The following is a 14,850-nucleotide window of genomic DNA, read 5'->3' as shown; positions in this document are numbered from 1 at the left end:
CGGCTCCGGCTCCGGCTCCGGCTCCGGCTCCGGCTCCGGCTCCGGCTCCGGCTCCGGCTCCGGCTCCGGCTCCGGCTCCGGCTCCGGCTGGACAACGCCCAGGGGACGCGGAGGGCTACGCAACCAGCCCCCACCCAACGCGCCACAACCACCCGGACACCAGCCCCATCCGACCAACGCCCCCGAGAACCCCCCAGGGGCGCGAGGAACTGCGCGACCAGCCCCCACAAACCCGCACCCGCACAACACCCCTCACGACCACGCAGACACCAGCCCCATCCAGCCGACAGCCACGCACACTCCCAAGGGGCGCGGGGAACTGCGCGACCAGCCCCCACCCACCCGCACCAATATCCGCGCACGGCGAGCCGCAAGCCGCCCGCCCCCGAAAACGGCTGATGCCGGCGCAGCTCCCCAGCTGCGCCGGCATGTGTGCCGTCCGCCGTACCCCCGTCCCCACGGGGTTTCATGGATGGGATGTCCCCGCCCGGACCGCTCTTCCGGGCCTGGGGTCGCCGCTCAGCGCCCCAGCATCACACCCACGGACGACGCCTGTGTGGCCACCGTTTCCCAGCCGTCGAAGACGACGAGGAGCAGGGCCGCCAGAGGAAGGGCCATGAGCGTCGCCACCAGGGGGTGGCGGCGGCCCGTGCGACGGGTGCCGAACGCTGTGCGCCGGGGTGCCGTGTGGGCCATGGTCCCTCTCCTGACCGTCTGTGTCCGGCCGCCCGGGTGGACGGCCTGTGTTGTATCGGAAGCGGCGGGTGTCCGACCTCGGGGGACGAGTGCTGCACCCGCCGCTTGACCTCAAATCTAGGCTCGCGGCCCTCGTGAGACGTCATGCCTTCGTACCGAATCGCGGGCCTCCCGGAGGATGAGCCATGCCCCGTGGAGTACTCCCCTGGGTGGAGACGGGGTCCTAGGTCTCGGGGTCATCCCCGAGGGGTCACCCACTGTGTCCTGTCATTTCCGGACTGTCCGACGTCCGAGACGAGTGACTTCGATCACTTCGCCCGTATGACGGGGGCCTCCCGGGCCGTCCCCGCCCGGCGCCCCGCCCCCGTTCCCCGCGTCCCCCGCCGACGCCTCCCCCGCGGCTGCGGCACCGCTCACCTGGTCACCTCACCCGAGACCAACCCCCTTGCCCGGCTGACGGGTTGAAATCCCGTGAGTCTCCATCGCACCACGGGAATCGGTGTCCTGACCCTGTCTCACTTCCCGCGTCCGGCACGCACAATCCGTCCGCCCGAGAGGGCGCGGCCTCTGCGCGCGGGCGGCCGTGGAAACGTAAGCTGTGCCACGTCACAGGGACCGGGCAGCGGGGATGAACATGGCGATGATGCGCCTGAGGCGCGAGGACCCGCGCGTCGTCGGCTCGTTCAGGCTTCACCGACGGCTCGGCGCGGGCGGGATGGGCGTGGTCTACCTCGGCTCCGACAAGAAGGGGCAGCGGGTCGCGCTCAAGGTGATCCGGCCCGATCTCGCGGAGGACCAGGAGTTCCGCTCGCGTTTCGCCCGTGAGGTCTCGGCGGCCCGGCGCATCCGGGGCGGCTGCACGGCCCGGCTGGTCGCGGCGGACCTGGACGCGGAGCGCCCCTGGTTCGCGACGCAGTACGTGCCCGGCCCCTCCCTGCACGACAAGGTCGCCGACGAGGGCCCGATCCTCGCGGCGGAGGCGGCGGCGATCGGCGCGGCCCTGTCCGAGGGGCTCGTCGCCGTGCACGAGGCCGGTGTCGTCCACCGGGACCTGAAGCCGTCCAACATCCTGCTGTCCCCCAAGGGGCCACGGATCATCGACTTCGGCATCGCCTGGGCCACCGGTGCCTCCACGCTCACGCACGTCGGCACGGCCGTCGGCTCCCCCGGCTTCCTCGCCCCGGAGCAGGTGCGCGGCGCGGCCGTCACCCCGGCGACGGACGTCTTCTCGCTGGGCGCGACCCTCGCCTACGCCTCGACCGGTGACTCGCCCTTCGGGCACGGCAGTTCCGAGGTGATGCTGTACCGCGTGGTGCACGAGGAGCCGCAGCTGCACGGTGTGCCGGACGCGCTCGCCCCGCTGGTGCAGGCCTGCCTGGCCAAGGATCCCGACGACCGGCCGAGCACGCTGCAACTGTCGCTGCGGCTCAAGGAGATCGCCGCCCGCGAGGCCCAAGGCCTGGGCGAGGCCCGGCCGCCCTCGCCCCGCGCGGCGGAGGCGGACCGGCCCACCGGGCGGCTCGCCGACACCTACCCCGAGCAGCAGCGCACCCAGCGGCGGACCGCCCCCGGCACTCCGGTGCCGCGCGGCGCCGCGCCCGCCCGGGGCCCGGTGCCCTCGCGGGGCGGCAGCGGCTCGCGTCCGGCGGGCTCCGCCCCGCGCCCCGGCACGGCCCGCCCCACCCCGGCTCCGCGTGGTGGCACCCCGCGCTCCGGCAGCGGAAGCAGGCCCGCTCCGCGCAGTGGTGCCGGTCGTCCGGCACCGCGTGCGACGGGGACCGGACGGCGGCCGGCCAATCCCCGGCTGCTGCGGCAGCGGCTGTTCGTGTTCGTGGTCGTGACACTGCTGGTGGCGCTCGGTATCGCGGTGGCGCAGGGCTGCGAGGGTCCGGCGCGCGGGCTCGGCGGCGACGGGGGCAGCGGCGGCGGCCGTGTCGTACAGGGGCAGACGCTCGTACAACCGGACGGCACACCGCAGGACCGCACACCGTAGGACCGCACGCCACGGGACCGCACACCGCAGAACCGCACGCCGCTGGACGGCGGCGCGACACTGTCTCAGCGGTACGACTCACCACTGCGGGCCGGCACCGGCACCGCCGCCTCCCGAACCTGACGCCGGCAACGCGACCGGCGCCCCCTGAAGCCGACGCCGGCGACGCGACCGGCGCCGGCTCGTCGACGTCGTACGCTCGGAGGCCGGCTCAGGACTGCGGGCGGCCCGTGGCGACCGCGTAGAAGGCCACCGCCGCCGCGGCGCCCACGTTGAGGGAGTCGACGCCGTGGGACATCGGGATGCGCACCCATTCGTCGGCGGCGACCAGGGCCTGGGTGGACAGGCCGTCGCCCTCGGCGCCGAGCATCAGGGCGACCCGGTCCATCGTGTGCGGGGCCGCCTCGTCGAGGGAGCGTGCCTTCTCGTCCGGGGTGAGCGCGAGCAGCGTGAAGCCCGCCTCGCGGACCGACTCGAGACCCTTCGGCCAGGTCTCCAGGCGGGCGTACGGCACGGAGAACACGGCGCCCATGGAGACCTTGACGCTACGGCGGTACAGCGGGTCGGCGCAGTCCGGGGACAGCAGCACCGCGTCCATGCCGAGGGCGGCGGCGGAACGGAAGATCGCGCCGATGTTGGTGTGGTCGTTGACCGACTCCATGACCACCACCCGGCGGGCGGCGCGCAGCAGTTCTTCCGCCGTCGGCAGCGGCTTGCGCTGCATGGAGGCGAGGGCGCCGCGGTGCACGTGGTAGCCGGTGACCTGCTCGGCGAGGTCGGGGCTCACGGCGTACACCGGTGCCGGGAGTTCGTCGATGACGTCGCGCATGACGTCGATCCACTTGGCCGAGAGCAGCATGGAGCGCATCTCGTAACCGGCGTCCTTGGCTCTGCGGATGACCTTCTCGCCCTCGGCGATGAACAGTCCCTCGGCGGGCTCGCGCTTGCGGCGCAGCTCGACGTCGGTCAGGCCCGTGTAGTCGCGCAGGCGCGGGTCGTCGGGGTCCTCGATGGTGATGAGATCGGCCACAGGGTGATACTGCCTTGTCCTGGGTGTGGTGCCAACGGCTGGGAACGGTCGTGTTACTCGGGGTTACGCGTGATCAAGCCACGGGCGTCGGACCGACGTTCCCGACCGGGCCGGCGTTCCCGTCCGAACCGGCGTTGCCGACCGGACCGGCGTTCCCGACCGGACCGGCGTTCCCGTCCGGACCGACGTTCCCGACCGGGCCGACGTTCACGACCGGGCCGACGACGATGACCGCGGGGGACTTCACGTCCTCGGTCCGCACGGTCTCGGCGACCGTGGCGAGCGTGGCGTCCACCCGGCGCTGCGCCGCCGTCGTGCCCTCCTGGACCAGGGCGACCGGGGTGTCGGGAGACTTGCCGTGCGCGACGAGCGTCTCGGCGATCTTCCCGATCTTGTCGACCCCCATGAGGATCACGAGCGTGCCGGTGAGCTTCGCCAGCGACGGCCAGTCGGCCAGGGAACGCTCGTCGTCCGGGGCGACATGACCGCTGACGACCGTGAACTCGTGGGCGACGCCCCGGTGGGTGACCGGGATGCCGGCCGCGCCGGGCACGGAGATCGAGCTGGAGATGCCGGGGACGACCGTGCACGGGATGCCGGCCTCGGCGAGCGCCTGGACCTCCTCCATGCCCCGGCCGAAGACGAAGGGGTCCCCGCCCTTGAGGCGTACGACGGACTTGCCCTGCCTGGCGTGCTCGATGAGCGCGTTGTTGATGGCCTCCTGGGCCATGTAACGGCCGTACGGGATCTTCGCGGCGTCGATGACCTCGACGTGCGGGGGCAGTTCGGCGAGCAGGTCGCGCGGGCCGAGGCGGTCGGCGATGACGACGTCGGCCTCGGCGAGCAGCCGCCGGCCGCGCACGGTGATGAGGTCCGGGTCGCCGGGGCCGCCGCCGACCAGGGCCACGCCGGGCGTGCGGGTGCGGTGGTGCGGGGCGACCAGGGTGCCGTCGCGCAGGCCCTCCACGACCGCGTCGCGGATGGCGGCGGTGTGGCGGGGGTCGCGGCCTCGCGCGTCCGTGGTCAGGACGGCGACGGTCACTCCCTCGCTGGTTCCGGTGGCCGGGGTCCAGGCCGTCGCCTGGTCGGCGTCGTCGGAGCGGACGCACCAGACGCGGTGGTGCTCGGCCTCGGCGGAGGCCCGTGCGTTGGCGACGGGGTCGCTGGTGGCGATGAGGGCGTACCAGGCGGCACCGAGGTCGCCCTCGGCGTAGGGGCGCCGCGCCCAGGTGATCTCGCCCGCGTCCGCCATCGCCTCGACCGATGGGGTCGCCTCCGGGGACACGAGGAGGATGTCGGCGCCGGCCGCGATCAGTGCCGGGAGGCGGCGCTGGGCGACCTGGCCGCCGCCGAGGACGACCACACGGCGGCCGAAGAGGCGGAGGCCAACGGGGTAGGCGGGGTGTTCGGCCATGAGGGGCGGCTCCTCCTGCGGCTGTGCAATGCGAGGCCTGTGCACCTTTGCGGTGGCCCTGACGTGCGGATTTTACTTTGACGGCGGGGGTGGTGGGGAAGGTGTCCGACGGCTGAGCGGCGGGGGTGGTGGAGCAGGTGTCCGACGGCTGAGCGGCAGGGCAGGGTGCGGCGTCGTGGGCCACGGCATGTCGGCGAGGGGCCCGGAACCGCTGTTCCGCGCCCCTCGCCGTGACCGGCTACTTCTCGGTGACCCCGGCCGAGTCGAACGTGGCCACCTCGTGCATCGCCCTCGCGGTGCTCTGGACCAGCGGCAGCGCGAGCAGCGCGCCCGTACCCTCGCCAAGGCGCAGGTCCAGGTCGACCAGGGGGCGCAGGCCCAGCTTGTTGAGTGCGGCGACGTGGCCGGGTTCGGCGCTGCGGTGACCGGCGATGCAGGCCGCGAGGACCTCGGGGGCGATCGCGCGGGCGACCAGGGCCGCGGCGCCGGCGCTGACGCCGTCCAGGATCACCGGCGTCCGCAGGGACGCGCCGCCGAGGAGCAGGCCGACCATGGCCGCGTGCTCGAAGCCGCCGATGGCCGCGAGGACGCCGATGGGGTCGGCCGGGTCCGGCTGGTGCAGGTCGAGCGCGCGGCGGACGACGTCGGTCTTGCGGGCGAGCGTCTCGTCGTTGATGCCCGTGCCCCGGCCGGTCACCTCCGCCGGGTCGGCGCCCGTGAAGACGGAGATCAGCGCGGCGGACGCGGTCGTGTTGGCGATGCCCATCTCACCGGTGAGCAGCGCCTTGTTACCGGCTGCCACCAGGTCGCGGGCGGTCTCGATGCCGACCTCGATGGCCGCCTTGGCCTCCTCGCGGGACATCGCGGGACCGGCGGTCATGTCGGAGGTGCCGGCGCGGACCTTGCGGGGCAGCAGGCCCGGGGTGGCGGGCAGTTCGGCGGCGACGCCGACGTCGATGACGCAGACCTCGGCGCCGACCTGGCCGGCGAAGGCGTTGCAGACCGCTCCCCCGCCGAGGAAGGTCGCCACCATCTGGGCGGTGACCTCCTGCGGCCAGGGGGTGACGCCCTGGGCGTGCACCCCGTGGTCACCGGCGAAGATCGCGACGGCCGCGGGCTCCGGGATCGGCGGCGGGCACTGCCGGGAGAGCCCGGACAGCTGCGCGGAGATGATCTCCAGCATGCCGAGCGCGCCGGCCGGCTTGGTCATGCGCTTCTGGCGCTCCCAGGCCTCGCCGAGGGCCTTGGCGTCGAGCGGGCGGATCTGGGCGACGGTCTCGGCAAGCAGGTCGTGGGGTTCCTCTCCGGGAAGGGCGCGGCGCCCGTACGTCTCTTCGTGCACCACCCACGACAGCGGGCGTCGCTTGGACCAGCCGGCCTGCATCAGCTCGGGCTCGTCCGGGAACTCGTCGACGTACCCGACGCACAGGTAGGCGATGACCTCCAGGTGCTCGGGCAGGCCGAGGGCGCGGACCATCTCGCGCTCGTCGAAGAAGCTGACCCAGCCGACGCCGAGGCCTTCGGCGCGGGCGGCGAGCCAGAGGTTCTCCACGGCGAGCGCGGCGGAGTACGGCGCCATCTGCGGCTGGGTGTGCCGGCCGAGGGTGTGGCGGCCACCGCGGGTCGGGTCCGCGGTGACGACGATGTTGACCGGGGTGTCGAGGATGGCCTCGATCTTCAGTTCCTTGAACTGCTTCGCCCGGCCCTTGGGCAGCGACTTGGCGTACGCGTCGCGCTGACGCATCGCCAGTTCGTGCATCGCGCCGCGGGTGTCGGCGGACCGGATGACGACGAAGTCCCAGGGCTGCGAGTGGCCCACGGAGGGCGCCGTGTGGGCCGCCTCCAGGACGCGCAGCAGCACCTCGTGCGGGATCGGGTCGCCGCGGAAGCCGTTGCGGATGTCACGGCGCTCGCGCATGACCTTCAGGACGGCCTCGCGCTCGACGTCGTCGTACGCGGGCGCGGCCGGTCCGCTGGACCGGCGTGCCTCGTCCACCGGTTCGGCGCTCTCCTCCTGGTCGGCGGCCCTGGTCTCCAGGTCCTCCGCGCTCTGCACGACGTCCTGTACGACGTCCTGTACGACGTCCTGTACGGCGTCGGGGGCGGGCTCGGCCTCCGGCGTGGCCGGCGCATCCGGCGCCACCGGTTCGGCCTCGCGGGGCGCCGGCACGGAAAGCGCGGGCGCGGAGGGCTCGGGTGCGAAGGACGCGGAGGGCGCGGACACGGACGGCGCGGGCGCCGACGGCACGGGCGGCGCCTGCGGCGTGGCGTCCGGCTCGTCCGTCGGCAGGATCAGCGGCTGCGGCGGGGTCGGGGCCAGGTGCGGGGTGGTCGGTACGGAACCGTCGACGGGCACGAACTGCCCGAGCGGCTGCTCCGGCCGCGACTCCAGCGGAACGCTGGAGGGCAGCGGGTCGACCGCGCCGGCGAGAACCTGCGGCACGGGCACACCGGGGTGCCCGGCGGTCACGATCGCCCCGGACCCCGCGACGGCCTCTCCGGCGGGCTGCACGGGGGCGGCCGGGGCGGGGATGGCGGTGGGGATGGCGGTGGGTACCGGCCGGCCCTCGGCGTCCTGTGCGGGGGTCTGCGCCTGCACCTGGGGCTCGGGCTCCGGGTGGGACTGCACAGGGGGCATGGTCTCACCGTCGTCCGGGACGGAGAGGGGGACGGGAGCCGGAATCGGGATCGGGATCGGGGCCGTGAGCTGCGGTCCCTGGGCCTGCGGGAGGGCCGGCTCGGGTGCCGCGGGGGCCTCGGGGACCGAGGGGGTGCCGTGCGCGGGAGTGCCGTCGCCGACGGTCGGGACGGGTACGGCGGCGGGGGCCGGGGCGACGACGACTTCGGCTTCCGGGGCGGGCGCCTCGGGGGCGGCGGATTCCGGAACGGCGGATTCCGGAGCGATGAACTCCGGAGCGACGGGCTCAGGAGCCGCCGCGGGCTCCGGGGCCACTGCAGGCTCGGGGGCCACTGCGGGCTCGGGGGTCGCCACCGGTTCCGGGACCGCCACGGCCGTCGGGATCACTACCGGTTCCGGGGCCACAACGGGCTCGGGGGCCTGGAGAGTCCGGGAAGACTGAGGAGTCTGGGGGACTTCGGTGACGACCGGTGCGGCCTCGACGGCCTGTACCGGGCTCGCGGGAGCCGGCGCGGCGACAGCGTCGACGGGCTGCGGCACAGCCTCGACACCCTCGACCACGCCCTGCTCCACCACGCCCTGCTCCACCACGTTCTGCCGCACCACGTTCTGCCGCACCACGTTCTGCCGCACCGTCTCGACAGGCTGGGCGGCGTCAGCCATCTCCGCCACCTCGACCGCGACGGGCTCGACAGCCTCCCCCTGTGGCTCCTGAGCCGCAGTCACCTGGGCTTCTCCACCCGGGACAACGGGATCCGCCACCTGTTCGACCTCCGCCTCGGTCTCAACCCCGGCCTCGGCCTCGGCGACGGCGTACACCCCGTCATGACCGTGCACGGGCTGCACACCGTCATGGCCGTGGACGACCGCGCCCGGGACCTGATCCCGCACGCCGGCGGCGTCACCCACCGGGGCAACCGTTTCCGCGGCCTGGGCCATGGTGCCGGCCTGGCCCAGGGCGGCCGGGGTCGCGCCCCAGGGGGCCGCGTTCTGCGGGGCCATGTCGCGCAGCGGCTGGACGTCGAGGTACTCGGGTCCGGTCGTGGGCGGTCCCGGCCGGCGTACCGGCGCTCCGGCGGGGCCACGGTCGGCGAGGGAGCGGACCGGGCTCGCGGAGGCGTCGGGGATCGGCGGGCCGAGGTGCAGCGGACGGCGCGGCGCCTGCGGGGCCGTGGCCGGATCCTGCGGGGCCGAAAGGATGGGTGACGGGGTGACGGAGACCGGGCCCGGCTCGGGCAGCCGTACGCCGTTGAGGTCGACGGAGCCGCTGTCGCGCCCGGCCGTCTCGTGCGGGCCCGGCTGATGGACGGCCTCGACGACCGGTTCCGGGGCGGGCGGCGGCACTTCGTTGCCCCACGCGCCCTGGGCGCCCGGCAGCAACAGGTCTTCGTCCTCGGCGGGCGCCTCGGCGAGGTAGGTGTACACACCGTGCGCGGGGACGCCCGGCTGTTCCACCATGCCTGCGCTCTCCGGCAGCCCCTCGCCCGGGACCTGGCCGGTGTCCGTCATGCGTACCCCTCGCCCATCGGTTAGTGCTTCTACGACCAGCTCACCCGGAACGGCGCACCGACCGCCCGTAGTGAAGAACGAGCGTCCGTGCCCAGCGGCACGAACGACCCGCCAGAAAAGGCGACAAAGCCATTCAGTGGCATTGTCCCGGCCGTTCCGCCGTCGCGACAGCATGATCCGCGACAGTCCGCTGTGGACTGCGCCACTTTGCGCGCGTCCTCCGGTTACGCCGTACCACACCCACCCCAAAACGGGCACGTTTTCCGGACATTGGCGAACGAATTTCCGGGTCACCGATGCGGTACAACGATCGGCCAGCCTACCGCGCGCGGTACGACAACACGATCACGGGGCGCTGTCCCGCGGCTCCCGGCGGTCACCCGGCGAGGGCTCCTCGGCAAGGGCGCTCAGCGCTGCGGCAGTTCCCCGGTCAGCAGGAAGACGACGCTGCGTTCGGTCTCCGACCAGGCCCGGGTGTCGAGTTCGACGGACTGCAGGAGCGCGCAGGCGACCCGGTATCCGTGCTCGGTCAGGTCGCGGCCGACGAGTTCGGCCTCGTCGCGGGTCGCGGCGTGCGTGACGATGCGCCGGGGGCGGCGGTCGGCGACCGCGGAGACCACGGCCGCTCCCCCACCGCCGACGCGTACGACGTCCGGTTCGGGCAGGTTCTCCAGGACGTGCGGGGCGGTGCCGTGGACGATCTGCGGCTGGACCCCGAAGCGGCGCCCGGCCGCGTCGGTGCGGGCACAGGCGTCGGGATCGCGGTCGACGGCGATGACGGCGGCACCGGCGCGCGCGGCCTCGGCGGCGAACGCGCCGGAACCGCAGCCGATGTCCCAGACGAGGTCGCCGGTCCGGGGGCCGAGACGGGCGAGTTGGGCGGCGCGCAGCAGTTCGGTCTCGCCCTCGCCGAGCGTGCCGTCGTAGGCCTCGGCGGGCTGCACCCAGCCGCGCGGGCCGGCGGCCGGGTCGCGTCCGGCGATCCAGCCGCCGCCCTCGGCAGCGCCGACCGGGCCGCCGATGACGATGACGACGTTGGGGTCGCGCCAGGCGTGGTCCGGGGCCTTGTCGGAGGTGACGACGCTGACCCGCTCGTGCTCGGTGCCGAGTTCCTCGCAGACGACGAAGGTCCGGTGGACGCCGTCCAGGAGCAGGCCGAGTTCGGCGGGCCCGGCGCCGGGCGAGGTGAGGACGGCGACCTTGGCGTGGGCGCGGCACACGTTGACGGCCCGGCGCAGGGTGCGCCGGTGGGCGACGACGACCTGGGCGTCGTCCCAGGGCATGCCGGCGCGGGCGAAGGCGGCGGCGACCGGGGAGACGGCGGGGAGGACCTCGACCTCCAGGCCGAACTCGGGTGCGCGCAGGGTGCGTACGACGCCGAAGAAGCCGGGGTCGCCGTCGGCGAAGACGACCGCGGTGCCGCGGTGGGCGGCGATCCGGCGGGCGGCCAGGGCGACGCTGCCGAGGCGCACGCGTTCGGCGGTGGGATGGACCTCGGGCAGTGCCAGGTGGTGGGGCGCGCCTGCCACGAGCGTGGCGGCGCCGAGGGCGGCGCGTGCCGCGTCGGTCAGCGGCGAGCCGTCCCAGCCGATCACCGTGACCCGGTCGGCCATCGTCGTCAGTCTCCCGGTCTTCGCAGGTCGTCAGGGGCACGGGGCCCACGGGCGGGCTCCGTGAGCGTACCTGGTGCGGGTGCCGGACGCGCGAGGGGACCTGGCGCGGGTCCGAATCAGGTCCGGATCAGGGCCGAACTGGGTCCGATCCGGGTCCGGTCGGGGTTCGGGCCGGGTTCGGGCCAGGTGCTCGGTGGTCTCAGTTCCAGTCGGAGTACGCGGTGAAGCCGCCGGTGTCGGCGAGTTGCTCGTCGGCGCCCTCCAGGTCCTCCGGCAGCAGGCTCCACACGATGTAGTCGGTGCGCTGGTCGCTCCAGGTGCCGTCCTCGGTGCGGACGTGCACTATGCAGGCGTTGCGCAGCACGCCCTCGCTGATGCAGCCGATCTTCTGGGCGACCTGCTGGGCGGCGGTGTTGTCGGCGGCGGTGCGGATCTCGATGCGCTCGAACCGCTGCTCGCGCAGGAGCCACTGGGCGGTGACGAGCGCGGCCTCCGAGGCGTAGCCCTCGCCGCGGGCCCAGGGGGCGATGATGTACGACAACTCGCCGGACCGGATGTGCCAGTCGGCCTTGGACAGCTGGACGACGCCGACCAGGCGCTGGGTGAGGAACTCGGTGACGGCGAGGTCCAGGCCCCGGCCGGCGGCGCGTTCGGCGGGCGCGTGCTCGGTGATCCAGTGCCGGGCGGTGTCCTCGGTGAAGGGCCGGGGGACGTCGGTCCAGGCGACGACCTGCTCGTCGTTCATCATCTCGGCGAGGGCGGGCACGTCGTCCAGGTCGAGGGGACGCAGCACCAACCGCTCCGTGCTGATGGAGATGTTGGGGAAGGTGCTCGTCATGCGCCGCTCCGTAACCTTCGGAAATTCCTTGAGGGACCATCAGAACCGCCGTGGGCCCTGCTGAACTGCCCAGCATGCAGCATGAAACCACTGAACGGCACGACGGGGTCCACCCCGGGTGAGGGAGTGGACCCCGTACGGAGTCGAGCAGTCGGGTTGGCTACGACCGTGCTCAGAAGGAGGGGATGACCGAACCCTGGTACTTGTCCTCGATGAACTTCTTCACCTCGGGCGAGGTCAGCAGCTTGGCGAGCTTCTTGACCCGCGGGTCCTTCTCGTTGCCCTTCTTCACCGCGAGGAAGTTGCCGTACGGGCTGTCCTTGGCGGACTCCAGGACCAGCGCGTCCTTGGCGGGCTTGATGCCGGCCGAGATGGCGAAGTTGCCGTTGATCACCGCGGCGTCCACGTCGTCGAGGGAGCGCACGGTCTGGGGCGCCTCGACCTCCTTGAACGTGAGGTGCCTGGGGTTGTCGGCGATGTCCTGCGGGGTCGCCTCGGCGCCGGCGCCGGCCTTGAGGGTGATGAGCTTGTCGGCGGCGAGCAGCTTCAGGGCGCGGGCCTCGTTGACGGCGTCGTTGGGGATGGCGACGGTCGCACCGCTCTTCAGGGCGTCGACGCTCTTCACCTTGTGGGAGTAGAGGCCGAGCGGCTCCAGGTGCACCGTGACGACGGGCACGATGTGCGTGCCGCGCTTCTTGTTGAAGTCGTCCAGGTACGGCTGGTTCTGGAAGTAGTTGGCGTCCACCGAGCCGTCCTCGGTCGCCGTGTTCGGGACGATGTAGTCCTGGAACTCCTTGACCTCCAGGTCGAGACCCGCCTTCTTCGCCAGGTGGTCCTTGACGAAGTTGAGGATCTCGGCGTGCGGGACGGGGCTCGCGGCGACGACCAGCGGGCCGCTGTAGTCGGCGGAGGAAGAGGAGGAGTCCTTGCCGGAGCCGCAGGCGGTGAGCCCGAAGGTGAGGGCTCCGGCGGCGAGGACAGCGGCGGTGATCTTGGCGGTGTTACGCACGAAAAGTGCCTTTCCTGAAGGGGTGGTGCGACCCCGTCGTGTGGCGGGACGGGGAGTCTGCGGGGGGCTGGGAGTCTGCGGGACCGGGGAGTCCGCTGGAGGGGACGGGGCTCAGGCGACCTTGCCGATGTCGGCCTGCGCGGGCTCCTTCGCCTTGAGCAGGCGGAGCCTCGGCGCCGGACCGGAGCGGCCGCCGCGGCGGTGCAGGGAGCGGGCCGCGTAGTCGCCGGCGAACTGGATGAGCGAGATGACGACGGCGAGGATCGCGACGGTGATCCACATGAGCTGGGTCTCGAAGCGCTGGTAGCCGTAGCGGATGGCGATGTCGCCGAGGCCGCCGGCGCCGACGGTGCCGGCCATGGCCGAGTAACCGATGAGCGCGACGATCGTGGTGGTGGTGCTGGAGATCACCGACGGCAGGGACTCGGGGACGAGCACCTTGCGGACGATGGTCCAGGTGTTGCCGCCCATCGACTGCACGGCCTCCACGAGTCCGCCGTCCACTTCGCGGACAGCCGTCTCGACCAGGCGCGCGAAGAACGGGATCGCCCCGATCGCGAGGGGCACGATGGCGGCCTCCCGGCCGATCGTCGTCCCGGTGATCGTCCGCGTGAAGCTCATCAGCGCGACCATCAGGATGATGAAGGGCATCGAGCGGGCGACGTTCACCACCTGGCCGATGACCTTGTTGGCGACGAGGTTCTGCAGCAGTCCGCCCTTGTCCGTGAGGACGAGCAGGATGCCGAGCGGGAGCCCGCCCACGACGGCGATCAGGGTGGACCAGCCGACCATGTAGAGGGTGTCCCAGCACGCCTGGGACAGCAGCGGCTGCATCTCGGACCAGGTCACTTGGCACCATCCTTCACCAGCACGGCCGACGCGGCCGCATCGTCCACGACGTCGATCTGCAGGCCCTGTTCGCGCAGGAAGCCGACCGGCACCACGTTGTCCTCGTAGCGGCCGGGCAGTTCGATGCGCATGCGGCCGATCTGCAGGCCGCCGACGGTGTCGATGGCGGCGCCGAGGATCGAGATGTCGATGTTGTAGGTCCGGGCGAGCTGGGAGATGACCGGCTGGGTCGCGGCCTCGCCGTGGAAGGTGACGTCGAGGACGGTGCGGTCGTCGCCCGTGCGCTCGCCGCTCACCGGGAACAGCGCGGCGGCCAGCTCCGAGCCGGGCGTGGCCAGCAGCTCGCTGACCGTGCCGGACTCCACGATGCGGCCCTTGTCCATCAGGGCGGCGGAGTCGCAGATCGACTTCACGACGTCCATCTCGTGCGTGATGAGCAGGACGGTCAGGCCCAGCTGCCGGTTCAGGTCGCGCAGCAGCTGGAGGATGGAGCGGGTGGTCTCCGGGTCGAGGGCGCTGGTGGCCTCGTCGGAGAGCAGCACCTTGGGGTCGCCGGCGAGGGCGCGGGCGATGCCGACGCGCTGCTTCTGGCCGCCGGAGAGCTGGGCCGGGTAGGCCTTGGCCTTGTCGGCGAGGCCGACGAGGTCGAGGAGTTCCAGCGCCTTGCGGGAGCGGTCCCGGCCCGACTTCCCGAGGATCTCCAGCGGCAGCTCGACGTTGTCCTGGACGGTCCGCGAGGAGAGCAGGTTGAAGTGCTGGAAGACCATGCCGATACGGCTGCGCGCCTGGCGGAGTTCCCGTCCGGCGCGGGGTCCGCGCCCGGCGAGCGCGGTGAGGTCCTGTCCGGCGACGCTCACCGTCCCGGATGTCGGACGCTCCAGGAGGTTGACGCAGCGGATGAGGGAGGACTTGCCGGCGCCGGACTGGCCGATGACGCCGAAGACCTCGCCTTCCCGGACGTGAAGATCGACTCCGTCGAGGGCGGTGACCTCGCGGCCGCGGGAGCGGTAGACCTTGGTCAGGCCCGTTGTGGTGATCACAGGGGTTTCCGTCACTGTCGAGTGCTCGGGCGTGGGTGTGCCCGGACACGGTGCGTTCGTTGCGTTCATGCAGGGACGCGACACGGTTCTCGCGCGGGCGAGTGAACCGGGGAGAACGGTGCGTGCGCGGGGCGGCCTGCCGCGTGGACGCCGGAGGATCCGGCGCGGGACGGGCCGCGGCTCTCGCTTCGGGGCGCGAGGCTCAGGTGGTGCGGGGGCCC

General features: G+C 73.1%; 9 protein-coding genes and 1 pseudogene. 1 reads left to right on the top strand and 9 read right to left on the bottom strand.

The features are described 5' to 3' along the window. Positions 1–519: 519 nt before the first annotated feature. On the bottom strand, positions 520–696 hold the full coding sequence (locus tag ACGFYV_RS01110; RefSeq protein ID WP_393876221.1) for a hypothetical protein: 177 nt from the start codon (positions 694–696) through the stop codon (positions 520–522). 628 nt (positions 697–1,324) lie between these two features. Between ACGFYV_RS01110 and ACGFYV_RS01105 the strand changes: the two genes are divergently transcribed. Then, a complete protein-coding gene (locus ACGFYV_RS01105) occupies positions 1,325–2,689 on the top strand; it encodes a protein kinase (protein WP_393876220.1) in 1,365 nt (454 codons plus the stop codon). 211 nt (positions 2,690–2,900) lie between these two features. Here ACGFYV_RS01105 and ACGFYV_RS01100 read toward each other — a convergent pair whose 3' ends face one another. The 8 genes and pseudogenes from ACGFYV_RS01100 to ACGFYV_RS01065 form a co-directional block, all read right to left on the bottom strand. Then, entirely contained in the window at positions 2,901–3,719 is an 819-nt protein-coding gene (locus ACGFYV_RS01100) for a TrmH family RNA methyltransferase (protein ID WP_393876219.1), read from the bottom strand. Between the two features lie 196 nt (positions 3,720–3,915). Beyond that, positions 3,916–5,133: pseudogene (gene cobA / locus ACGFYV_RS01095) on the bottom strand (uroporphyrinogen-III C-methyltransferase); the annotation flags it as partial. Positions 5,134–5,371: 238 nt separating this feature from the next. Further along, complete coding sequence (gene cobT / locus ACGFYV_RS01090; RefSeq protein ID WP_393876218.1) at positions 5,372–9,280, bottom strand: nicotinate-nucleotide--dimethylbenzimidazole phosphoribosyltransferase; 3,909 nt, start codon at positions 9,278–9,280, stop codon at positions 5,372–5,374. Between the two features lie 407 nt (positions 9,281–9,687). Continuing rightward, positions 9,688–10,893 carry a precorrin-6y C5,15-methyltransferase (decarboxylating) subunit CbiE gene (gene cbiE, locus ACGFYV_RS01085; RefSeq protein ID WP_393876217.1) on the bottom strand — a complete coding sequence of 402 codons (1,206 nt, stop codon included), beginning with the start codon at positions 10,891–10,893 and terminating at the stop codon, positions 9,688–9,690. A 199-nt stretch (positions 10,894–11,092) separates the two neighbouring features. Continuing rightward, positions 11,093–11,731 (bottom strand): GNAT family N-acetyltransferase, encoded by a 639-nt coding sequence (locus ACGFYV_RS01080; protein WP_393876216.1) that lies wholly within the window; start codon positions 11,729–11,731, stop codon positions 11,093–11,095. 172 nt (positions 11,732–11,903) lie between these two features. Then, positions 11,904–12,740 carry a MetQ/NlpA family ABC transporter substrate-binding protein gene (locus ACGFYV_RS01075; RefSeq protein ID WP_393876215.1) on the bottom strand — a complete coding sequence of 279 codons (837 nt, stop codon included), beginning with the start codon at positions 12,738–12,740 and terminating at the stop codon, positions 11,904–11,906. Positions 12,741–12,851: 111 nt separating this feature from the next. Next, positions 12,852–13,589 carry a methionine ABC transporter permease gene (locus ACGFYV_RS01070; RefSeq protein ID WP_393876214.1) on the bottom strand — a complete coding sequence of 246 codons (738 nt, stop codon included), beginning with the start codon at positions 13,587–13,589 and terminating at the stop codon, positions 12,852–12,854. Further along, a complete protein-coding gene (locus tag ACGFYV_RS01065; RefSeq protein WP_393876213.1) occupies positions 13,586–14,629 on the bottom strand; it encodes a methionine ABC transporter ATP-binding protein in 1,044 nt (347 codons plus the stop codon). Before ACGFYV_RS01065 ends, ACGFYV_RS01070 begins: the two co-directional genes overlap by 4 nt. Positions 14,630–14,850 lie beyond the last annotated feature (221 nt).

This window comes from Streptomyces sp. NPDC048297, assembly GCF_043201585.1.
Taxonomy (GTDB): Bacteria; Actinomycetota; Actinomycetes; order Streptomycetales; family Streptomycetaceae; genus Streptomyces.
The sequence above is the reverse complement of the archived record's forward strand: the minus strand, read 5'-3'. Positions and strand labels throughout refer to the sequence as shown.

Bases quoted from the DNA above. Each gene is read 5' to 3' on its own strand.
- cbiE (WP_393876217.1), bottom strand. From the start codon at position 10,893: ATGGCCGACCGGGTCACGGTGATCGGCTGGGACGGCTCGCCGCTGACC.
- ACGFYV_RS01110 (WP_393876221.1), bottom strand. From the start codon at position 696: ATGGCCCACACGGCACCCCGGCGCACAGCGTTCGGCACCCGTCGCACG.
- ACGFYV_RS01105 (WP_393876220.1), top strand. From the start codon at position 1,325: ATGAACATGGCGATGATGCGCCTGAGGCGCGAGGACCCGCGCGTCGTC.
- ACGFYV_RS01080 (WP_393876216.1), bottom strand. From the start codon at position 11,731: ATGACGAGCACCTTCCCCAACATCTCCATCAGCACGGAGCGGTTGGTG.
- cobT (WP_393876218.1), bottom strand. From the start codon at position 9,280: ATGACGGACACCGGCCAGGTCCCGGGCGAGGGGCTGCCGGAGAGCGCA.